This window comes from Caballeronia sp. LZ029, from assembly GCF_031451275.1.
Lineage (GTDB): Bacteria > Pseudomonadota > Gammaproteobacteria > Burkholderiales > Burkholderiaceae > Caballeronia > Caballeronia jiangsuensis.
This window is the reverse complement of the sequence record NZ_JARUXO010000001.1, coordinates 1060321-1081421: the sequence shown is the minus strand read 5'-3', so window position 1 is coordinate 1081421 and position 21101 is coordinate 1060321. Positions and strand designations below refer to the sequence as shown.

Genomic DNA, 21101 nt, shown 5'->3' with positions numbered 1-21101 from the left:
GGACCGGGTTTTTTATCGCCTGTCGATCCTGAAATCCACTTCCGATGGCCGCCCTTCGAGCGCCAGCGTCGCGCGCACGGCGGGGCTTCGGCTGACCACTTTGCCGCGTCGAACGACAGCCGTGCGCGCCGCGCGCAGGCGAATCGCTTCGATGCGATCGCGCGCATCGAGCACGACGCAATCCGCGTTGCAGCCCACTTCGATGCCGTATCCTTCCAGCCCGAGAATGCGCGCGGGATTTTTCGTCACCGCATCGAAGCACGCGCGCATCGCATCGACGCCGGTCATCTGCGCGACGTGCAAACCCATATGCGCGACTTCGAGCATGTCGCCGGAGCCGAGGCTGTACCACGGGTCCATCACGCAATCGTGGCCGAACGCGACCGTGATGCCGCCTGCCATCAGTTCCGGCACGCGCGTCATGCCTCTTCGCTTCGGATACGTGTCCGAGCGCCCTTGCAGCGTGATGTTGATGAGCGGATTCGCAATCGCCGCGACGCCCGCCTCGCGCATCAGCGGGATGAGCTTGCTGACGTAGTAGTTGTCCATCGAGTGCATCGACGTGAGATGCGAGCCGGTCACGCGTCCGTGCAGTCCGAGCCGATGCGTCTCCGCCGCGAGCGTTTCGATATGGCGCGACATCGGATCGTCGGATTCGTCGCAGTGCATGTCCACGCGCAAGCCCTGCTCCGCCGCGTATTCGCACAGGAGCTTCACCGATGCCGCGCCGTCGGCCATCGTGCGTTCGAAGTGCGGAATGCCGCCGACGACATCGACGCCCTTCGCGATCGCGCGCTTCAGGTTCTCGAACGCGCCCGCGCTGCGCAACACGCCGTCTTGCGGAAACGCGACGAGTTGCAGATCGAGGTAAGGTTTCACACGGCGCTTCACTTCGACGAGCGCTTCCACTGCCAGCAGGCGCGGATCGCATACATCGACGTGAGAGCGGATCGCGAGCAGCCCGCGCGCGACGGCCCAGTCGCAGTATTGCAACGCGCGCTCGACGAGCGCTTCCTGCGTGAGATCGGGCTTCAGCTCGCCCCACAGCGCGATGCCTTCGAGCAGCGTGCCCGACGCGTTCACGCGCGGCAAACCGTAGGACAGCGTCGCGTCCATGTGAAAGTGCGCATCGACGAAAGGCGCGGTGACGAGCGAGCCGTTCGCATCGATTTCCTCTCGCGCGGTGGCCGCGAGATGCGGCTCGATCGCGGCGATACGCCCCGCTTCCATGCCGATATCGACGAGCCCGCGCGAGTCCGCGAGCGCCGCGCGGCGAATGATCAAATCCATGTGCGAAACCTCCGTATCAGGCTTTTCGTCCGATGTGTCCGTTCGATTGTATCGGGACAGAAAGGCCATGCGGAGTTCGATTCAGCGCAGTACGCGATGGCGTCCGACCACCGCGAAACTGAGCGGCAGCGAACCGCGCGACATTGCGCGTTCCGGTTCGATCCTGAGCGGATAGGCGTCGCCCTGTCGCGCGAGCGGTTCGTAGAGATCGGGACGGCGCGCGGATAGCGCCCGACGCCCGGCGCTCGCCTCGGCCAGCGACGGCTTCACGTCCGCGACGATGAGACCGCAATCCGCCGATGTACGACGCGCGAGCACGCGGCCATCGGGTCCGGCGATCAGCGCTTCGTCGCCCGATGTGTGGCTGCACGCGATGAACATGCCGTTGTCGGCGGCGCGCGCGGCGAGCGTCGCGCGCTGCGTGCGATCGCCGCGCATCGGTGCGATGAGAAGCGTCGCACCCATGAGCGCCGTCATCCGCACGTTCTCGACGACGTCGTTGTCATCGCCGATCAGAATGCCGATGCGCGCGCCGAGCGGCGCATCGAACACGGTGAAGCGCTCGCCGCTGTGCAATCCGCAATGCGACGCATGCAGCTTGCGATGACGAACGCGCGCGCCGCCGGGGAAGAGAATCGCGTAGCTGTCGTACAGGCGTGCGTCTTCCGTGCGCTCGATCCAGCCGACGCCTGCCGCGACGCCGGTTGCGTCGACGGCGGCGGCGATCGCGCGGATCGACGGGCCATCGAACGATTCGGCACGCGACGCGTCGTCCGCCACACCGATGCTCAATTGCGGGAACAGCACCAGTTGTACGCCCTGACATGCGGCGTCGGCGATCAGCGCGCAATGGCGCGCGGCATCGCCTTGCGACACGCGCGTGCTGACAGCGATGCGAAACGAGGTGGCGTCCAAGCGAGGCTCCGGAATAAACGGGTAGATGACCTCATTGAACCGCTCGCGTATCGATAAGTAAAATGAATGTTTTGATCGATTCGATCGCCAAATGGAATCGAATATCCGATGGAACTGAAACTCCTGCGCGCCTTCCTCACCATCGCGGACTTGCGCCATTTCGGCCGTGCAGCCGAAGCCTTGCATGTCAGCCAGCCCGCGCTCAGCAAGCAGATCGCCGCGCTCGAAGCGAGCCTCGGCGCGCGCCTGTTCGAACGCGGGCGACACGGCGCGGATCTGACGGCGTTCGGCGCGGGCTTTATCGCCGATGCGCAATCGCTGGTGCGCGACGCCGACACCGTGCTCGCCCGCGCACGCGAAGCCGCGAGCGGCGCGCGCGGGTTCTTGCGTGTCGGCCTGTGCCTGTCGACGCTCACGCATGTGCCCAGGCTGATCGCGGAATTCGGCGCGCTCAATCCGGGCGTGAGCATCACGCTGCACGATCTTTCGTCGCACGAGCAGACGCGCCGCATCCTCGCCAATAAGCTCGATGTGGGATTCATGCGGATGCCCGCGAGCGCCGGGCTGTCGGGCTTCACGGTGCTCGACGAAACGCTCGCGCTCGCCGTGCCCGAGCACACGCGCTACAAGCGTCTGCCCGCGGACCTGAACGAGTTGAACGAGCCGGGATTCATCGCGCTATCGCGCACGCGCGGGCCGGGTCTCGCGGCGCAGATCGATCGCTGGTGCGCCGAGCACGCGTTCGTGCCGCACGTGATTCAGGAAGCGGACGATATCCAGTCCGTGCTCGCATCCGTGGCGGGCGGCGTGGGCGCCGCGTTCCTGCCATCGCGTGCGCAATATCTGCTGCGCGATGCGCGCGTGCTGACCTTGCGCGATCAGCCCGCGCGATGGCGCGTCGGTCTCGCATGGCAAGCCGAACGCGACGACACCGTCACGCGCGGCTTCGTCGCGTTCATGAAAGCGCGCGTGAAAGCGCTGAAGGCTTCGGCTACGCTCGACGGTTGAGCTTCGCGAGCAGCATCGCTTTGATTGCGGGCCATTCGTCGTCGATGATCGAAAAGCGCACCGAGTTGCGCTTGCGGCCATCGGGCATGATGCGCTCGTGCCGCACGATGCCTTCCTGTTTCGCGCCGATGCCGAGTATCGCGGCGCGCGATTTCTCGTTGAGTTCGTCGGTGGTGAACTGCACGCGCACGCAGTTCATCGCTTCGAACGCGTGGGCGAGCAACAGATATTTCGCTTCGGTGTTGATGCCGGTGCGTTGCGTCGATGCCGCGAGCCATGTATGGCCGATTTCGAGCTTGCGGTTCACGCGGTCGATCTTCCAGTAACGCGTGCTGCCGACCACGCGGTCGTCATCGGTTCGCACGATCGTGAACGGCATGACCGTGCCGGCGTCGCGGCCTGCGAACGCGGTGTTTAGATAGCGGTCGATGGTGTCTTCGTTTGGAACGACCGTTACGTTGAGACTCCAGAGCTCGCCATCGGCGGCGGCATCGAGTAAGGCGGCGCGGTCTTCGCTTTGCAGCGGGCGAAGCTGCACGCGCTGTCCGTTCAGGGTCGGTAGGTTCATCGATCGTTTTGCAGGTTTGTGGCCAGACGACATCATAATTCGCTTGCGCTGGCTTGCTTTTGTGGAATCCTGATTTCGTGTCGGTCTATTTGTGTTGCCCCTGTGCGGGGCGGCAGTCACTTTCTTTGCTGCTGCAAAGAAAGTAACCAAAGAAACAGCTATCCCCAGCCTAAGCACTTCACACCGGCCGCGGCACAGACGATTGGCTGAATGGCCCGGCAATAGCGAGTGCCCCCACAAGCAGACAAGGGCTTGGACCGCGCACGGTCTGACAAGCCATAACCCAGAGCACACTGGTTCAGCACCAAATAGCTCCGGCCCGCTACGCGGCCGATGGGTCAATCGGGTGTGCGTGGGCTTCTTCTTCGACGGTTTCCCTCGCATACCCCACGGCAGCGCGTAGCGCTGTGCCGAAGCTATTTGGTGCTGAACCAGCGCCCTAAAACAACTAGCTTGTCAGACCGTGCGCGAGCCAAGCCCGGTTGGGCCTTTGGGGGCGACACTTAGGCGAGTGCCGCCGGCGGCTGGCAAGCATGGCCAACGTGCGTGTGACCGCGGGCGGTGAGAAGCTGCTTTCTTTGGTTACTTTCTTTGCAGCAGCAAAGAAAGTGACCCCCGCCCCGGGGAGGGGCAGTGCTAATAGACCGACACGAAAACAGGATCCGGCGAAAGCACCCCAATCCACCCGCGCAGCGAAACCACCCTCCTACGCTCCGCTAGAATCCTAAACTTCAGCGCACGGCCGCGCTCCCCGAAGAAGACCGAAATTCATGAAAATCGCCACCTGGAACGTCAACTCCCTCAAAGTCCGCCAGCAACACGTCATCGACTGGCTGGCCGCTTCACAAGTCGACGTGCTGTGTCTTCAGGAACTCAAACTCCCCGACGAGAAATTCCCTCGCGCCGAGCTCGAAGCCGCCGGCTTCAAAAGCTGGTTCGCGGGACAGAAGACCTACAACGGCGTCGGCATTCTGGTCAGGTCCGACGCGGGTTTCGAAGTGGATGAAATCAGCGTGGTACGCAACATCCCCGGTTTCGAGGACTTGCAGCAGCGCGTGATCGCCGCGACGATCGACGGCGTGCGCATCATCTCCGCCTATTTCCCCAACGGCCAGGCGCCCGGCTCCGACAAATTCGCCTACAAGATGCGTTGGCTCGATGCGCTGCGCGAATGGCTGCGCGAGGACATGGCGCGTCACCCGCAGCTCGCGCTACTGGGCGATTACAACATCGCGCCGGAAGACCGCGACGTGCACGATCCGAAAGCCTGGGAAGGTCAGAACCTCGTCTCGCCAGAGGAGCGCGCGCACTTCGCGCAGCTCGTCGAACTGGGACTCACCGATGCCTTCCGCAAGTTCGAGCAGCCCGAGAAGCTCTTCACGTGGTGGGATTACCGGATGATGGCGTTCCGCCGCAACGCGGGGCTGCGCATCGATCACATTCTGCTGTCGGAGAAGCTCGCGACGCGTTGCACGTCGTGCGAAGTGGACAAGGTGCCGCGCAAGTGGGATCAGCCGTCGGACCACGCGCCCGTGATCGCGACCATCGACTGATCCCTGCCCGACCAACGCTCACGCGTCGAGATGCAATTCCTGAATCTTGCGCGTGATCGTATTGCGGCCGATGCCCAGCCGCTCCGCCGCCTCGACCTTGCGTCCGCGCGTGAAATCGAGCGCCTCGCGGATCACCGCGGCTTCGAAACGGCGCGCGAGTTCGTCCATCACGTCGGCGGAGTTTTCGCGCAGCAGGCGCGCGACCTCGGTGCGCAAGCCGTTCTCCCACACGCTGGCCGCAACGCCCGCCACAGAAGGCGCCGATGCCGCCGCGCCGTTCTGTGCCGCGGGAGCCGGCGCCACCGCGCCATCGGACGATACGGCGATGGCCTCCGCCGCATAGTCCTGGCGCGGCGTGAGATCGGGCGGCAGATCCTTCTGCTCGATCACCTGCGCGGGCGCCATCACCGTGAGCCAGTTGCACAGGTTCTCAAGCTGACGCACGTTGCCGGGAAACGGCAGCGACGCGAGATACGCAAGCGCCGCGTCCGACACGCGCTTGGGCTCGACGCCCAGATCGCGCGCACTCTTCTGCAGGAAATGGCGCGCGAGCAGCGGAATATCCTCGCTGCGCTCGCGCAACGCCGGCAGACGCAGGCGAATCACGTTCAGACGGTGATACAAGTCCTCGCGGAACAGGCCTTGCCGCACGCGCGCATCGAGATTCTGATGCGTCGCCGCGATCACCCGCACGTTCGCCTTCAGCGGATTGTGCCCGCCCACACGATAGAACTGCCCATCCGACAGCACGCGCAACAGGCGCGTCTGAAGATCGAAGGGCATGTCGCCGATTTCATCGAGAAAGAGCGTGCCGTTCTCGGCCTGCTCGAAGCGGCCCTGGCGCATCGCCTGTGCGCCGGTGAACGCGCCGCGCTCGTGGCCGAACAGTTCGGACTCCAGCAGATCCTTCGGAATCGCCGCCGTGTTCAGCGCGATGAACGGTCCGTTCGCGCGTGGGCTATGTCGGTGCAAAGCGCGCGCGACAAGCTCCTTTCCGGTGCCTGATTCGCCCGTGATGAGCACGGTCGCCGCCGAATGCGACAGACGGCCGATCGCGCGGAACATATCCTGCATCGCCGGCGCCTGGCCGAGCATCTCGGGCGTCTCCGTCACGCGCTCGTCGACGGCCGCTTCGCCGCGCATGCTTTCATCGACGGCGCGGCGGATCAGCTCGACGGCCTTGTCGACATCGAATGGCTTGGCGAGGTATTCGAACGCGCCGCCCTGGAACGCCGCCACGGCGCTGTCCAGGTCCGAGAACGCCGTCATGATGATGACGGGCAACCCCGGCAAGCGGTCGCGCACGGTCTGCAGCAGCTCAAGCCCGGAGCCGCCCGGCATACGGATGTCGGAGACGAGCACTTGCGGGCTTTCTCCTTCGAGCGCGGCGAGCGCATCGCGCACGCCGGAAAAGCTGCGCGTCGTGAAGTTTTCTCGTGCGAGCGCTTTTTCCAGCACCCAGCGGATGGATTGGTCGTCGTCTACTATCCAGATCGGCTTCATATCGTTCGGCGAGAAGTCTTCGTATGGTTCGGTGTGAGCCCGTCGAAACGGTCAGGCTTCGATGCCTGATGGGTCACGTGCTTCGCGTGACGTCGCTGGTCGATCGTGATCAATTCTCAAACGGCAACAGGATGGCGAATTCGGTGCAGCCCGGCCGGCTCTCGACTTCGATCAGGCCATCGTGCTGATGGACGAACGATTGCGCGAGCGTAAGACCGAGACCGCTGCCGTCTTCCCTGCCCGATACGAGCGGGAAGAAGATCCGGTCGCGGATTTCGCTGGGGATGCCGGGACCGTTGTCAGTGATATGCAAGTCCAATGCCAGTTTGTGCAGCTTCTTGCCGATCGTCACTTTGCGCGCGATGCGCGTGCGCAGTTCGATCCTCGCATCGCCTTGTGAAATGCGCTCCTTCAGCGCTTCGGCCGCGTTGCGCACGACGTTGAGCAGCGCCTGAATCAGTTGCTCCTTGTCGCCGCGCAGGTCGGGCACGCTCACGTCGTAGTCGCGCTCGATCGTGAGGCCGCGTGGAAACTCCGCGAGAATCACGGCCCGCACGCGCTCGCATACTTCGTGGATGTTCACATCGCCGACGATATGCGGATGCCGGTGCGGCTCAAGCAATCTGTCGACCAATGTCTGCAGCCGATCCGATTCCTTGATGATGACCTGCGTGTATTCGCGCAGTTCGTCGCGTTCGCGCGCGCCGAGTTCGAATTCGAGCAACTGCGCCGCGCCGCGAATCCCGCCGAGCGGATTCTTGATCTCGTGCGCGAGATTGCGGATCAGTTGCTTGTTGACGGCGGTGAGGTCGTGGATGCGCTCTTCGCGATCGGTGCGCAGATGGCGCTCGTTCTCGAAGAGTTCGAGCAGCACGTATTCGGGCGCCGCTTCGAGATAGCCGACGATCGCATGCACATGTACCGGCTCGCGGCTCTGACGTTCGAGCACCGCATCGAGCCGCGTCGCGTTGAAGCGGTTCTCCGCGATCGACGCGATCGTGGTCGCCAGCTCTTCGGAATTCGCGAAGAGCTCGGGCCAGTTCATCTGCGTCAGCTGCTTGCGCGACATCTCCAGCATCGCTTCGGCCGAAGGGTTCGCGTACGCGATCCTGAGGTTGCGTATGTCCAGAACGAGCACGTTCGTGGGCAGCGCTTCGAATCCCGGGAGAAGCCCGCTTCCCGCGAGTCGCGAGTCGTCTGTCAGCGCATCGGCGTGACCCTTGCGCGCCTTGATGAGGTTCTTTAGCACCATCGTGCAATGGTTGAGGTCGTTCGTGACACCGATCTTCTTCTCGTTCTATGACATTGCGGCGATTAAAAAAGGGACGGCGCGCCGTCCCTTTTCTTCACTGCATCGCATGCGTCGCGCGCTTCGCCTGACTGCTCACCACGAAACGCGTTTCGATCATGCGGGCGTGCGTCGCTTTACAGCGAGTAGTACATCTCGAACTCGATCGGATGCACCGCCTGACGATAACGCTGCAACTCGTTCGTCTTCAGTTCGATGTATGCGTCGAGCATCGAATCCGTGAACACGCCGCCGCGCGTCAGGAACTCGCGATCCGCGTCGAGCGCGTCGAGTGCCTGGTCGAGGCCCGCGCACACGGTCGGGATCTTCTTGTCTTCTTCCGGCGGCAGGTCGTACAGATTCTTGTCCGCGGCTTCGCCCGGATGAATCTTGTTCTGCACGCCGTCGAGACCCGCCATCATCAGCGCGGAGAAGCACAGGTACGGGTTCGCCAGCGGATCCGGGAAGCGCGTTTCGATACGGCGGCCCTTCGGGTTGGACACGTGCGGAATACGGATCGATGCCGAACGGTTGCGAGCCGAGTAAGCCAGCTTCACAGGCGCTTCGAAGTGCGGCACGAGACGCTTGTACGAGTTCGTACCCGGGTTCGTGATCGCGTTCAGCGCGCGCGCGTGCTTGATGATCCCGCCGATGTAGAACAGCGCGAATTCCGACAGACCTGCGTAGCCGTTGCCCGCGAACAGGTTCTGGCCGTCTTTCCAGATCGACTGGTGGACGTGCATGCCCGAACCGTTGTCGCCGACGATCGGCTTCGGCATGAAGGTCGCCGTCTTGCCGTACGTGTGCGCCACGTTATGGATGATGTACTTCATCTGTTGAAGCCAGTCCGCGCGCTGAACCAGCGTCGAGAACTTGGTGCCGATTTCGTTCTGGCCCTGGCCCGCCACTTCGTGGTGGTGCACTTCGACCGGAATGCCGATCTGTTCGAGCAGCAGACACATTTCCGAGCGGATGTCCTGGAACGTGTCGACCGGCGCGACCGGGAAATAGCCGCCCTTCGTGCCCGGACGGTGACCCGTGTTGCCACCTTCGAATTCTTTCGCCGACGACCACGGCGCTTCTTCCGAACCGATCTTCAGGAACGTGCCCGACTGGTCCGTGTTCCATTGCACCGAGTCGAAAATGAAGAATTCCGGCTCCGGACCGAAGAACGCGGTGTCGCCCAGGCCCGAGCTCTTGAGATAGGCTTCCGCGCGGCGTGCCAGCGAACGCGGGTCGCGCTCGTAGCCCTTGCCGTCGGCGGGCTCGACCACGTCGCAGGTGAGAACCAGCGTCGATTCTTCGAAGAACGGATCGATGAAGGCGGTGTCCGCATCCGGAACGAGCAGCATGTCCGACGCTTCGATGCCCTTCCAGCCTGCGATGGACGAACCGTCGAAAGCGTGGCCGCTTTCAAATTTGTCTTCGTCGAATGCCGAAACCGGCACGGATACGTGTTGTTCTTTGCCGCGCGTGTCGGTGAAACGGAAGTCGACGAACTTGACGTCCTCGTCCTTGACGAGTTGCATGACGTCGGCCACGGATTTACTCATTACCTATCTCCTGATTAACAAAAGTCGGCGAATCACCTCGCCGCCCCGACCAATTCTGTACATCGATTCAATCGAGGATGGAAAAGCAGCTTCCGTGCCAAGCGCACCATCTTTGCGCTAAGCGCTTGAAGCAGCGCGCGTTTTGAAGCGATCCTTGTTGCGCTGCGAATCGGATACGCACCTTTTCGGTGCGCACACGGTTGTCCAGTAATATCAAAGCACGATTTCGGTGCATCGCGCCCGTCTTGCACCAGTATCGCGCATCGGTCTGTCCGGCTTATGCCGCGCGCTAGAATGATTCTTTGCGCTTAACGGAGACCGATACGCCATGAGCACGCTCGAACAACTCTATAGCCAGGCCAGCAAACGCGCCGCCGAGAACAGCCTCACCTACGCGGGCGCGTTCTCGCCTGCCGAAGCGTTCGAACTTCTGCAACTCGATCCGCGCGTGCGCCTCGTCGATGTTCGCACGCGCGCCGAGCTTGACTGGGTCGGCCGCCCGGCCATCGATGGCGCGCAGTACGCGCATATCGAGTGGATCCGCTACCCCGGCTCCGTGCCGAATGCCGAGTTTATCGAACAATTGCGACAGGTCGCCACCCCGGATACGCCTGTCGTGTTTTTGTGCCGCAGCGCCGCGCGCTCGAAGCTCGCGGCGGTTGCTGCGCAGAAGGAGGGTTATGCGCAGGCGTATGACCTGCTGGAAGGGTTTGAAGGCGATAAGGATGGGCAGGGGCATCGGAAAACGGTGTCGGGATGGTGTTTTCGGAAGCTGCCGTGGATTGGGGCTTGATGTTGTTTAGTCCGGCGCGTCGAGCAACGTCCGCACGCGCCTGACCCTCGCTTCATCGACAGGCGCGAGCCCCTTCCCGTCGACGCGCACACCCGAGCCGAAGTGCACCGCGCACACACCCGTCGAAGCAACGAAGGGCTGCACGGCATCGACGGTCAGTCCGGCGCCCGCGAGCACCGTGCAGCACGTTCCCGCCGCCCTTTCGACGAGCTTCGCGATCGTCGTCGGCGCTTCCAGCACCGATGGCTTGCCGCCCGACGTCAACACATTGGTCACGGCATCGAAGTTCAGCAGCGTATCGAACGCGGCGAAAATATCGCGTGCTTCGTCGAATGCGCGGTGAAACGTGAGCTGCAAGCCGTCCGCCGCTTCGATCACGCGCGCGAGACCGTCGATGTCGACATCGCCATTCGCGTTCAGCATGCCCACGACGATCGCATTCGCCCGCGTCTTCGCCACGGCGCGCACGTCGCGGAGGATGACCGCGTAGTCGTCGGCATCGTAGACGAACGAGCGGCTGTGCGGCCGCACGATCACGTTCACCGGAATGCCGACCGCGTCGACCACCGCTTCGATCAGGCCGATGCTCGGCGTCAGTCCGCCCTCGCCCATCGCCGTGATGAGCTCCAGCCGGTTCGCGCCGCCGCGTTCCGCCGCGCGCGCATCGGCAACCGTGGTCGCGATGACTTCCAGCAACGTCACTTCGTTTCCTCCGGCGGCACTTCCACGACTTCGCCGCCCAGCGCGATCACGCCTTCACGCAGCACTTCGAACGCCGCGTTCGCCTGTTCCGGATCGCCCTTGACGCCCAAGTCGATGTGCGAGCGCGCGTAAAGCGCCCCGCGCGCTGCATCGCCGACGCTCGGCAGGCTGAACGCTCGCACGCCGTCGAAATCGCGCTCGATCGCGACCATCAGCGGCGTGATGCGCGATTCCGGCAGGCCGAACACGAGCAGCGAGCGCTCCACATGCGGCGTCGCATGATGAAGATGCGCGTACTTCGTGTCGAGCACCCACTCGATCATCGGCCACGCCATCACCGGAAAGCCCGGCACGAAGTGATGATCGCCGACCGTGAAGCCGGGAATCTTGTTGTAGCTGTTCGGAATGATCTCCGCGCCCTGCGGAAACGTGCCCATGTTCAGGCGATGCAGATTCTCCGGCGACTCCAGATCGACCGGTTTGTCGCCCGCCTGAGCCGCCGTGTCGCGGATGCGCGCGCGGATCAGCTCCGCCGCTTCCGGATGCAAAGCCAGCGGCACGCCCAGCGCCTGCGCGGCGCACTGGCGCGTGTGATCGTCCGGTGTCGCGCCGATGCCGCCCGTCGAAAAAACGATGTCGCCGGACGCGAAAGTTCGCGCGAGCGTCGCGGTGATGCGCGCGGGATCGTCGCCGACGTACTCCGCCCAGTCGAGCGACAGGCCGCGCGCGCTCAGCAATTCGATGATTTTCGGCAGATGCTTGTCGGTGCGTCGGCCGGACAGGATCTCGTCGCCGATGATGATGACGCCAATGCCCATGAGTGCCCCTTTGTTCTTACAGTGAAACGTCGCGGGATTCGACCGTGATCGCCGGATAATGCGGCTCGTTCGCGCGCAGGCGCTCGAGCGCGTGCAGACAGTAATGCGCGAACCACAGCGCGGAAAACACGAGGATGAACGCATACGCCCAGATCGTCACGGCGGCGACGACCGGGAAAAGCGGCAAGAGCCATACGGACCACGCCCAGAGCATCGTCGGCACGGAACTCAGAAGTCCGCTCACGATGCCGATCGCGAGCAAAGGCCACCGCGCATTACGCACGATCGCGCGGCGCTCCTCCGCGCTGGCATGCAGCGCGAGCGCGTCGTAAGTCATTATGCGATACGTCAGCCAGCCCCACAGCAGCGGCGGGATCAGCGCGAAGAACGGCGGGATCAGCCAAAAGGGCAGCGTGACGACCAGCAGCACGAGACACACGAGCGTGGTCACGACCGAGTGCCCGAGACTGCCGTACCACGAGCCGCCGCGCCGTTCTTCGAGCGACGAATAATGCCCTCTCGGTTTGCGCGTGAGCAGCGTGATGACGCCCGGCATCGACAGCGTCGCGATCAGCAGCAGCACCGTGACGACGATCAGCGGCACCGTCATGATGACGACGAGGAACGGCGCGATCACCGCGTGCAGCGACGAGAAGCCGACCGTATCGAAGAGGCGGTACATCGCGGACGTGAGCGCCCAGCCGTCGAGCCAGCTATTCGCGGCGCCCGTCAGCGTCTGCCAGAAGAACCAGAGGAGCGCGCCCCATAGCACCGTGGCGACGCCGAAAGGCATCAGCGTCAGCCAGAGCATGCGCGGATGAAAGACGTTCGCGAGCGCGCGCACGAACGAACGCAGCAGGTCACTCATGCGTGATTCGAAGAAGAAAGAGAAAGAAGAACCGACAGGATAAACCAGCGCCGCGCGCGGCCGCTGGTCGTGGCGGAACGTTCAGACGGCCGCCGAGTTGTCCGAAGGGGACGCGCCCGCGCGACGCGCGGAAACGCGCGCGGCGATGCGCCTGAACGCGAGCCAGTGCTGCTCGATGAAACCGTCGCCATAATGAACCGGCTTCACGCCCGGCGCGCCGAGCTGGTCGCGGATGCCGGTCGGCTCGACGGTGCGGTCGAACGATGCCGAGCGGAACAGGACATCCCAGAACGAGAACAGCACGCCGAAGTTGCAGCCGTAGGTCGTGCCTTCGTGACCGAAGCCGATCGCGTGATGACGCCGATGAAACGCCGGACTCACGATGATGCGATCGAAGAGCCAGCCGAAGTGCAGCCGAATGTTCGCGTGCTGCACGCTCTGCATGAAATTCGTGATGGCGACGAGCACGACGAACTGCGACGGCTCCACGCCGATCACGAGCGCGACGCAGGCGAAAAAGCTCGCCTGCAGAATGTCGTCGAGCAGATGGTTGCGATCGTCCGTCCAGAGCGACATTTTCTGCTGGCTGTGATGCACCGCGTGCAGTTCCCACCAGATGCCGAAGCGATGCTCCAGACGGTGATACCAGTAGCCCGCGAAATCGAGGATCAGCAGATAAATGACGAACGTGACGAGCGGCTGCGTTGTGACGCCCGGCCACAGGTTGTCGATTTCGAGATTCGGCACGTTATGGATGCGCAGCCAGCTCTGCATCGAATCGAAGAGCGGCTGGAACGTGAAGAAGAAAAACAGGTTGAGGATGCCGAGCTTGACGATCCACGTGTAGAGCACGTCCACACGCACGCCCTTGCGGTCCTTCCATTCCTCCGCGGGGCGGAAGGCTTCGAGCGGGCGCAGGATCGCGTACATCGCGAGCACTTCCAGCACGCCGACGATCACCCAGTAGAGCGCGTCGTACGTGTCCTCGTCGTAGTCCATCAGGCCGATCTTGAACAGCGCCGGCTGCACGACATCGACATAGAGCAGCGTCTGCAGCCAGGAAACGAGACCGTCCAGCGACGAAAGAATGGAATGAAACATGGTGCTCCGTGGTGCTTGCGGCCGTCCGGTGCGCCGGCCTTTCCTCAATCCTAGTATAGGGCGCGCCAGGCGCCCTCTGCTGCTCCGCTTATGCCCCGTTGGGCGCCGTCACCGGTGCGCGGTTGAAGAAATAAATGCCGTGCGGCGAGCGGCCGACCTTGATGGTTTCGATCAGCTTACGATTCGCGAGGTCGATCACGCCGACGTGCTTCGCGAAGCGGAACGTAACCCACAGATACTTCTTGTCGGCGGAAAGTTCCATATCGTCCGGGCCCGGCAGCAGACCGGTGATATCGCCGACGTTCGTGAGCGTGTCCTCGTCGATGATGCTGATCGTGTTCGCCACGCGATTCGACACCAGCACGTGCTTGCCGTCGACCATCGAACGGAAGTTGTGCGCGCCCTTGCCCGTCGTGATGGTCTTGACGATCTTCTGGTTGCGCCAGTCGACCACGGCTACGTAATCCGCACCCGTCATGCCGACGAGCAGATACTTGTCCTGCGGCGTGAGCCAGACGCCGGCGGGCACCTTGCCGACCTTCATCTTCCATTTCACGGTCTGCGTCGCCAGGTCGATCGCGGCGATTTCACCGGACACCTGCAGCGAGATGAACGCAGTCGAACTGTCGTTCGTGAACGCGATGTGGCTCGGCATCGTCGCGAGCGGCAGGCGCTTCGCGAGGCTCAGGTTCTTGCCGTCGAAATGGTAGATGTCGAGGCGGTCGAGACGCAGCCCCGTGGACACGAACCATTTCCGGTCCGGCGAAAAACCGAGCTGATACGGATCTTCGATATCCTGCACCCAGCGCTGGAACGCGCCGGTTTTCGGATCGACGAACATCAGGTTATTCGACACCGAATTCGCGACGATCAGCGACGAGCTGTCGGGCGTCGGCATCAGATGGTGCGGTTCCTTGCCGGTAGGCACGGTGCCGACGACCTGATGCGTGTTTTCGTCGATCAGGCTCAGCGTGGCTTCCGCCGAGTTGAGCACGATGACATTGTTGGCGAACGCTGCGGTGGCGACGAGAGCGGCGCCGGTAGCAAGCGCCGCGCGTGCGGCGGCCGCACGGAAACGGCCGGAACAGAAAATATTGCGCATGGAAAATAGGCTTCGGAAGGCAGGCGTCATTGTAGAACGTTTGCCTCGCGCGGCGGGTTGACCGGCTGCGGCTTTTTGCGCAATACGCTGCGAGGGCGCAAGAAACGGCGTGTTGCGGCAAGTTTTTCGGTCACGGTCTAGCGCTGCATCGATTCCCAGACCTTGTGGAGCCGCTTCACCGACACGGGCATCGGCGTGCGCAATTCCTGCGCGAACAGCGACACGCGCAGTTCTTCCAGCAACCAGCGGTACTCCGAAAGCCGCGCGTCCGCGACGCCGCCGCGCTGCGAAATCGCACGCTGATAATGCTGCGCGAGCGGTTGCAGATCGCCGAAAAGACGCGCGTCGCGGGCCGGATCGGCCTTGAGCTTGTCGATGCGCAGGCCGATCCCCTTCAGATAGCGGGGAAAGTGCGCGAGCTGCGCATACGGCGTATCGATGACGAAGCGCTTGCCGATGAGCGCGCCCAGTTGCGCCTGCATGTCCGCATACGCCGATGTGAACGCCTTCGCCTGCGCCAGCTTTTTCGCGAGCGCCGCATATTCGGCCAGAATCGCGCCGACGAGCCGCGCGATTTCCTGCGCGAGCAGCGTCAGACGGCCCTTCGCGGCGTCGCGGCGGGCGTGGAAACTGGCGTCGTCGTCGGGCAGCGGGTCTTGCAGGCACGCGCGATCGAGCGCCGTCTCGACAATCTGGTCGCGCAATTCATCCGCCGTGCCGAGCGCCATGTACTGCATCGACATTTCGCGCAGGCCCGGCAGGTTTTTCTCCAGATAACGGATCGGCTCGCGCAGTTGCAGCGCGAACAGCCGCCGCAACCCCGCACGATGGATGCGCGCCGCTTCCTCGGGCGAATCGAACACTTCGACGTCGCAATGCGTGCCGCGATCGACGAGCGCCGGATAACCGAAGAGCGTCTGCCCGCGACGGCGGATTTCCAGCAATTCGGGCAGCTTGCCGAAATTCCAGGTGGTCAGATTCTCGTAAAGCGCAGTGCCGACGCCGGCCGGTTGCGTTTGCGGCGCCGATTCCGACTCGCCCGAGAGCGCGTCGAACGCCGCCGCCGACGTCAGCTTCTGGAACACCTGCTGCGCCTGTGCGCCGAGCTCCGTGCGCAACTGCGCGAGATTGCGGCCCATCGCGAGCTGGCGGCCGTGCTCGTCGATCACCTTGAAGTTCATGAACAGATGCGCGGGCAGCGTTTCGAGCTTGAAATCCGCGCTCTTCACGGCGAATTGCGTTTGCTCGCGAATATCGGCGATGAGCGAATCGACGAGCGCGCCCGCGCCGAATTTCGGCCCCGCATGACGCTCGGCGAAACCCGCCGCGTACTCCGGCAACGGCACGACGTGACGGCGCAATTTCTGCGGCAGCGACTTCAGCAGCAGTTGCGCCTTTTCCTTGACCATGCCGGGAACGAGCCATTCGACGCGGCGCGCATCGACCTGATTCAGCCCGTAGAGCGGCACCGCGAGCGTGACGCCGTCGCGCGGCGAACCCGGCTCGAAGTGATACGTGAGCGACATCTCGATGCCCGACATCGTCATGCGCTTCGGGAACAGATCGGTCGTGACGCCGGCGGCTTCGTGGCGCATCAGGTCGTCGCGAGAGAGGAAAAGGAGCTTCTCGTTGCCCTCCTTTTTCTGCTCGTCGCGATACCAGCGCTCGAACGCCGCGCCCGTCCACATGCCTGCGGGAATCAGCGAATCGTAGAAGCCGTAGATGAGTTCATCGTCGACGAGCACGTCCTGGCGGCGCGACTTGTGCTCCAGTTGCTCGATGTCGGCGACCAGCTTGCGGTTGTGCGCGAAGAACGGCAGGCGCGTATCGAATTCGCCTTCGACGAGCGCGCCGCGGATGAACAGCTCGCGCGCGTATTTCGGGTCCTGCTTGCCGAAGCTCACGCGGCGGCGCGCGTAGACGGTCAGCCCGTAAAGCGTCGCGCGCTCGTAGGCGACGACCTGCGCGGCTTTCTTTTCCCAATGCGAATCGGAAAGCGACGTCTTCAACAGATGCGCGCCGACGGTTTCCAGCCATTCCGGCTCGATCTTCGCGATCGTGCGCGCGTACAGCCGGCTCGTTTCGATCAGCTCGCCCGCCATCACCCAGCGCCCCGCTTTCTTCAGGAGCGCCGAGCCCGGCCACAGATGGAACTTGATGCCGCGCGCGCCGAGATAATGCGGCTCGTCGTCGGCTTTCAGTCCGACGTTGCCGAGGAGACCTGTCAGAAGCGACAGATGCACCTGCTCGAACGTCGCCTCCGATTCGTTCAGACGCCAGCCGTGCTCGCGCACGACCGTCAGCAATTGCGAATGCACGTCGCGCCATTCGCGCAACCGCAGGTGCGACAGAAAATTCGCGCGGCACGCATCGGCGAGTTGCTTGTTCGACTTCTTGTGCGCGACGGCATCTTCGAACCACTTCCAGATGCGCGTCCATTGCAGGAACTCGGAGCGCTCGTCGACGAACTGCCGATGCGCCTGATCCGCCTGCTCCTGCGCCTCGATCGGCCGGTCGCGCGGATCCTGCACCGACAATGCCGACGCGATGATCAGCACTTCCGCGAGCGCATGATGATCGCGCGCGGCGAGGATCATCCGGCCGACGCGCGGATCGAGCGGCAGGCGCGCGAGCTCGCGGCCGAGCGGCGTGAGCGCGTTGTCGTCATCGACGGCGCCGAGTTCGTTCAGCAACTGATAGCCGTCCGCGATCGCGCGGCCCGGCGGCGGCTCGATGAACGGAAAGGTTTCGATCGCGGTCAGATGCAGCGACTTCATGCGCAGAATCACCGCGGCCAGCGACGAGCGCAGGATTTCCGGATCGGTGAAGCGCGGCCGCGCCTGAAAATCCGCTTCGTCGTAGAGCCGCACGCAGACGCCGTCCGCGACGCGCCCGCAGCGCCCCGCGCGCTGATTCGCCGCCGCCTGCGACACCGGCTCGATCTGCAACTGCTCGACCTTGTTGCGATACGAATAGCGCTTCACGCGCGCCATGCCGGTATCGACGACGTAGCGAATGCCCGGCACCGTCAGCGACGTCTCCGCGACGTTGGTCGCGAGCACGATGCGCCGCGCGTTCGACGGCCTGAACACGCGCTCCTGCTCCTGCGCGGAGAGGCGCGCGAAGAGCGGCAGGATTTCCGTGTGCGGCGGATGGTGCTTGCGAAGCGCCTCGGCGGCGTCGCGGATTTCGCGCTCGCCGGGCAGGAAAACGAGCACGTCGCCGGGGCCGACGCGGCACAGTTCATCGACGGCATCGACGATGGCTTCCATCAGATCGCGGTCGGTTTTGCGATCGTTGCGCCGGGACAGCGTGCCCTGCGCGTTCTTGATCGCCTCGCTTTCCTCTTCGATCGGCCGATAGCGCACTTCCACCGGATACAGCCGCCCGCTCACCTCGATCACCGGCGCGGGCTTTTCGTCGCTGCCGAAATGGCGCGCGAAACGCTCGGCGTCGATGGTCGCCGACGTGACGATCAGCTTCAGATCCGGACGCTTCGGCAGGATTTCCTTCAGATAGCCGAGCAGAAAGTCGATGTTGAGGCTGCGTTCGTGCGCCTCGTCGATGATGATCGTGTCATACGCGTTGAGCAGCGGATCGGTCTGCGTTTCGGCGAGCAAAATGCCGTCGGTCATCAGCTTGACGGACGCACCCGGCGCGAGATTGTCCGTGAATCGCACCTTGTAGCCGACGACTTCGCCGAACGGCGTGCCGAGTTCCTCCGCGATGCGCCGTCCCGTCGCCGAAGCGGCGATTCGCCGTGGCTGCGTGTGACCGATGAGACCGCTGCCGCCCGCGCCGAGACCGCGCCCGAGCGCGAGGCAGATTTTCGGAAGCTGCGTGGTCTTGCCCGAGCCGGTTTCGCCACTGACGATGACGACCTGATTCGCCGCGATCGCGCGTGCGATTTCCTCGCGCCGGCCAGAGACTGGCAGCGCTTCGGGGAAGACGATCGGCGGAATCGGGTTCGGTGTGACGACGCGCGGAGCGCGTGGTGGACGCGGTTCGCGGGCTTGTTCACGCGGTTCGCGCTCGCGTCGCGCATCGGGCGCGGGCCGTTCGCTTCGACGCTTGGCGCGCTGAACCTCTGGCTTGCGTGTGTCGGCTGCTTTGGTGCGCGCGCCACCGTCCTGCCGTTCGGCGCGATGCCCGTCGCGAGGCGGACGAGCATCATCGCGCTTCGCCGGCGCGGCCTGCCCGGGTGCGGCGAGCGGCTCGGGCGCCGGAGCGCGATCCGTTTTCGCGGCAAGCGCAGGCTTCTGCTTCGCCCGATCGCGGATCGGCTCCGCAGGCTGGGGCGGCCGAGGCGGCGGCGGACGTTTCGCAGCCGAAGTGCCACTCTGCCCGCGCGTCACTTCCGCGGCCTTGCTGTGCACGGCGCTTTTCTGCTGCGGCGGCGCCGACGCAGCAGGCGCGCCCGCCGCGAACCGCCGCGCGGCGAGTTCCTTCTTGCTCAACCCCGCTTCGCCGGAATCGCCGGACGCGCCCCCGCCCTCCCGCGCTTCGCGCAGCAGATTTTCACGCAGTTGTCGCAACTGCTCCTGAGGATCGAGGGATTTATCGGCGGACTGAGACTTGCCCGCCTGATCGGGACGTGATGGACGAGAAACATTCGGCATAGCGTCGCATTATAATCCCGGGATGAATTCCCAAACCGACCTCACGATGACCGCGTCGCAGCCGGCAGCCGAGCCCGAAGCGCCCGATCTCCACGCCCAGTTCGTCGACTGGATGCGCTCCGTCGCGCCGTATATTCACGCGTTCCGGAACAAGACCTTCGTCGTGGCGTTCGGCGGCGAGCTGGTGCAGGAAGGACGCCTGAACGCGCTCGTGCAGGACGTCGGCCTGTTGCACGCGATGGGCATCCATGTCGTGCTGGTGCACGGCTCGCGCCCGCAACTCGACGAGCAGTTGAGCCTTCACGGGGTGGAATCGTCGTTCTCGCACGGCCTGCGCATCACCGATGCCCGCGCGCTCGAATCCGCGAAGGAAGCCGCCGGCGAAGTGCGTCTCGACATCGAGGCTGCGATCAGCCAGGGTTTGCCGAACACGCCGATGGCGCACGCGCACATCAGCGTCGTGTCGGGCAACTTCGTGACGGCGCGCCCGGTCGGCATACTGGATGGCGTCGATTTCCAGCATACGGGCGTCGTGCGCAAGATCGACGGCGATTCCATCCGCCAGTCGCTCGCATCGAACAAGCTGGTGCTGCTGTCGTCGCTCGGCTTCTCGCCGACCGGCGAGGCGTTCAATCTGTCGATGGAAGATGTCGCGTCCGCCGCCGCCATCGCGCTGCGCGCCGACAAGATCATCTTCGTGACCGAAATTCCGGGCCTCGTCGATTCGGAAAACGAGCTCATCCGCGAAATGTCGCTCGACGACGCCTATCGCCTGCAGGAAAGCGGCGAGCTGCAAGGCGACACCGCGTTCTATCTGAAGCATACGGTGCGCGCGTGCCGCGGCGGCGTCGCGCGCGGCCACATCATTCCGTATTCGCTCGACGGCCGCGTGCTGCTCGAACTGTTCCTGCACGATGGCGTCGGCACGATGATCTCGTACGAGAACCTCGAAAGCCTGCGCGAAGCGACGCCGGACGACGTCGGCGGCATTCTGACGCTGATCGAGCCGCTCGAAAGCGACGGCACGCTCGTGCGGCGCGGACGTCACCAGATCGAGCGCGATATCGACCACTTCTCCGTCATCGAGCACGATGGCGTGCTGTTCGGCTGCGCGGCGCTCTATCCGTACACGCAGGAACGCATAGGCGAGATGGCGTGCCTGACCGTCGCGCCGGAAGCGCAAGGTTCGGGCGACGGCGAGCGCCTGCTCAAGCGCATCGAGCAGCGGGCGCGGGCGCGCGGCCTCACGCGTATCTTCGTGCTGACGACGCGCACCGAGCACTGGTTCCTGAAGCGCGGCTTCGTGAAAGTGACCGTGGACGATCTCCCCGAAGACCGCCGGCGCCTTTACAACTGGCAGCGCAAGTCGCTCGTCCTGATGAAACAGCTTTGAACACGATTTGAGAAGCGCGAACCGCGC

At 64.0% G+C, this 21101-nt stretch carries 16 protein-coding genes; 4 read left to right on the top strand and 12 right to left on the bottom strand.

Features of this window, described 5'->3' with window-relative positions:
- Nucleotides 1-12: 12 nt before the first annotated feature.
- Both QCE73_RS05095 and QCE73_RS05090 read right to left on the bottom strand, forming a co-directional pair.
- Nucleotides 13-1290, bottom strand: a complete 1278-nt coding sequence (locus QCE73_RS05095; RefSeq protein ID WP_309880063.1) for an amidohydrolase family protein — start codon at nt 1288-1290, stop codon at nt 13-15.
- Nucleotides 1291-1371: 81 nt separating this feature from the next.
- The gene (locus tag QCE73_RS05090) at nt 1372-2205 is read right to left on the bottom strand and encodes a nitrilase-related carbon-nitrogen hydrolase (RefSeq protein ID WP_309880062.1); all 834 of its coding nucleotides are present in this window, start codon (nt 2203-2205) and stop codon (nt 1372-1374) included.
- A gap of 108 nt (nt 2206-2313) precedes the next feature.
- Between QCE73_RS05090 and QCE73_RS05085 the strand changes: the two genes are divergently transcribed.
- Entirely contained in the window at nt 2314-3213 is a 900-nt protein-coding gene (locus QCE73_RS05085; protein ID WP_309880061.1) for a LysR substrate-binding domain-containing protein, read from the top strand.
- Here QCE73_RS05085 and QCE73_RS05080 read toward each other — a convergent pair.
- The gene (locus QCE73_RS05080) at nt 3197-3781 is read right to left on the bottom strand and encodes a GNAT family protein (protein ID WP_309880060.1); all 585 of its coding nucleotides are present in this window, start codon (nt 3779-3781) and stop codon (nt 3197-3199) included. The two genes, QCE73_RS05085 and QCE73_RS05080, sit on opposite strands and share 17 nt — an antisense overlap.
- Nucleotides 3782-4551: 770 nt before the next feature.
- On the opposite strand from QCE73_RS05080, the gene xth reads away from it, so the two are divergent.
- Nucleotides 4552-5334: an exodeoxyribonuclease III gene (xth, locus tag QCE73_RS05075; protein WP_309880059.1), complete on the top strand. Its 783-nt coding sequence runs from the start codon at nt 4552-4554 to the stop codon at nt 5332-5334.
- 18 nt (nt 5335-5352) lie between these two features.
- Here xth and ntrC read toward each other — a convergent pair whose 3' ends face one another.
- From ntrC to glnA, 3 genes are all read right to left on the bottom strand, one after another.
- Complete coding sequence (gene ntrC, locus QCE73_RS05070; protein ID WP_035506457.1) at nt 5353-6837, bottom strand: nitrogen regulation protein NR(I); 1485 nt, start codon at nt 6835-6837, stop codon at nt 5353-5355.
- 109 nt (nt 6838-6946) lie between these two features.
- Nucleotides 6947-8089, bottom strand: a complete 1143-nt coding sequence (gene glnL, locus QCE73_RS05065; protein ID WP_309880057.1) for a nitrogen regulation protein NR(II) — start codon at nt 8087-8089, stop codon at nt 6947-6949.
- A 173-nt stretch (nt 8090-8262) separates the two neighbouring features.
- Nucleotides 8263-9678 (bottom strand): type I glutamate--ammonia ligase, encoded by a 1416-nt coding sequence (gene glnA / locus QCE73_RS05060; protein WP_035506453.1) that lies wholly within the window; start codon nt 9676-9678, stop codon nt 8263-8265.
- A gap of 328 nt (nt 9679-10006) precedes the next feature.
- Between glnA and QCE73_RS05055 the strand changes: the two genes are divergently transcribed.
- Nucleotides 10007-10471, top strand: a complete 465-nt coding sequence (locus tag QCE73_RS05055) for a rhodanese-like domain-containing protein (protein ID WP_187608996.1) — start codon at nt 10007-10009, stop codon at nt 10469-10471.
- A gap of 6 nt (nt 10472-10477) precedes the next feature.
- Here QCE73_RS05055 and QCE73_RS05050 read toward each other — a convergent pair whose 3' ends face one another.
- From QCE73_RS05050 to hrpA, 6 genes are all read right to left on the bottom strand, one after another.
- Nucleotides 10478-11173 (bottom strand): copper homeostasis protein CutC, encoded by a 696-nt coding sequence (locus tag QCE73_RS05050; RefSeq protein WP_309880055.1) that lies wholly within the window; start codon nt 11171-11173, stop codon nt 10478-10480.
- Nucleotides 11170-11991 carry a molybdopterin-binding protein gene (locus QCE73_RS05045; protein ID WP_309880054.1) on the bottom strand — a complete coding sequence of 274 codons (822 nt, stop codon included), beginning with the start codon at nt 11989-11991 and terminating at the stop codon, nt 11170-11172. The genes QCE73_RS05050 and QCE73_RS05045 overlap by 4 nt, the downstream gene beginning before the upstream one ends.
- A gap of 16 nt (nt 11992-12007) precedes the next feature.
- The gene (locus QCE73_RS05040; RefSeq protein WP_309880053.1) at nt 12008-12859 is read right to left on the bottom strand and encodes an EI24 domain-containing protein; all 852 of its coding nucleotides are present in this window, start codon (nt 12857-12859) and stop codon (nt 12008-12010) included.
- 81 nt (nt 12860-12940) lie between these two features.
- Nucleotides 12941-13960, bottom strand: coding sequence for a sterol desaturase family protein (locus tag QCE73_RS05035; protein WP_035506439.1), 1020 nt, complete (start codon nt 13958-13960; stop codon nt 12941-12943).
- An 88-nt stretch (nt 13961-14048) separates the two neighbouring features.
- A complete protein-coding gene (locus QCE73_RS05030) occupies nt 14049-15062 on the bottom strand; it encodes a beta-propeller fold lactonase family protein (protein ID WP_035506437.1) in 1014 nt (337 codons plus the stop codon).
- Between the two features lie 137 nt (nt 15063-15199).
- Nucleotides 15200-19681: an ATP-dependent RNA helicase HrpA gene (hrpA, locus tag QCE73_RS05025; RefSeq protein WP_309880045.1), complete on the bottom strand. Its 4482-nt coding sequence runs from the start codon at nt 19679-19681 to the stop codon at nt 15200-15202.
- 22 nt (nt 19682-19703) lie between these two features.
- Here hrpA and argA point away from each other — a divergent pair, with 22 nt between their 5' ends.
- Complete coding sequence (argA, locus tag QCE73_RS05020; RefSeq protein WP_309880043.1) at nt 19704-21074, top strand: amino-acid N-acetyltransferase; 1371 nt, start codon at nt 19704-19706, stop codon at nt 21072-21074.
- Nucleotides 21075-21101 lie beyond the last annotated feature (27 nt).

Coding starts and splice junctions, on each gene's coding strand:
- QCE73_RS05095 (WP_309880063.1), bottom strand. CDS start 1,290: ATGGATTTGATCATTCGCCGCGCGGCGCTCGCGGACTCGCGCGGGCTC.
- QCE73_RS05085 (WP_309880061.1), top strand. CDS start 2,314: ATGGAACTGAAACTCCTGCGCGCCTTCCTCACCATCGCGGACTTGCGC.
- QCE73_RS05080 (WP_309880060.1), bottom strand. CDS start 3,781: ATGAACCTACCGACCCTGAACGGACAGCGCGTGCAGCTTCGCCCGCTG.
- xth (WP_309880059.1), top strand. CDS start 4,552: ATGAAAATCGCCACCTGGAACGTCAACTCCCTCAAAGTCCGCCAGCAA.
- ntrC (WP_035506457.1), bottom strand. CDS start 6,837: ATGAAGCCGATCTGGATAGTAGACGACGACCAATCCATCCGCTGGGTG.
- glnL (WP_309880057.1), bottom strand. CDS start 8,089: ATGGTGCTAAAGAACCTCATCAAGGCGCGCAAGGGTCACGCCGATGCG.
- glnA (WP_035506453.1), bottom strand. CDS start 9,678: ATGAGTAAATCCGTGGCCGACGTCATGCAACTCGTCAAGGACGAGGAC.
- QCE73_RS05055 (WP_187608996.1), top strand. CDS start 10,007: ATGAGCACGCTCGAACAACTCTATAGCCAGGCCAGCAAACGCGCCGCC.
- QCE73_RS05045 (WP_309880054.1), bottom strand. CDS start 11,991: ATGGGCATTGGCGTCATCATCATCGGCGACGAGATCCTGTCCGGCCGA.
- QCE73_RS05040 (WP_309880053.1), bottom strand. CDS start 12,859: ATGAGTGACCTGCTGCGTTCGTTCGTGCGCGCGCTCGCGAACGTCTTT.
- QCE73_RS05035 (WP_035506439.1), bottom strand. CDS start 13,960: ATGTTTCATTCCATTCTTTCGTCGCTGGACGGTCTCGTTTCCTGGCTG.
- QCE73_RS05030 (WP_035506437.1), bottom strand. CDS start 15,062: ATGCGCAATATTTTCTGTTCCGGCCGTTTCCGTGCGGCCGCCGCACGC.
- hrpA (WP_309880045.1), bottom strand. CDS start 19,681: ATGCCGAATGTTTCTCGTCCATCACGTCCCGATCAGGCGGGCAAGTCT.
- argA (WP_309880043.1), top strand. CDS start 19,704: ATGAATTCCCAAACCGACCTCACGATGACCGCGTCGCAGCCGGCAGCC.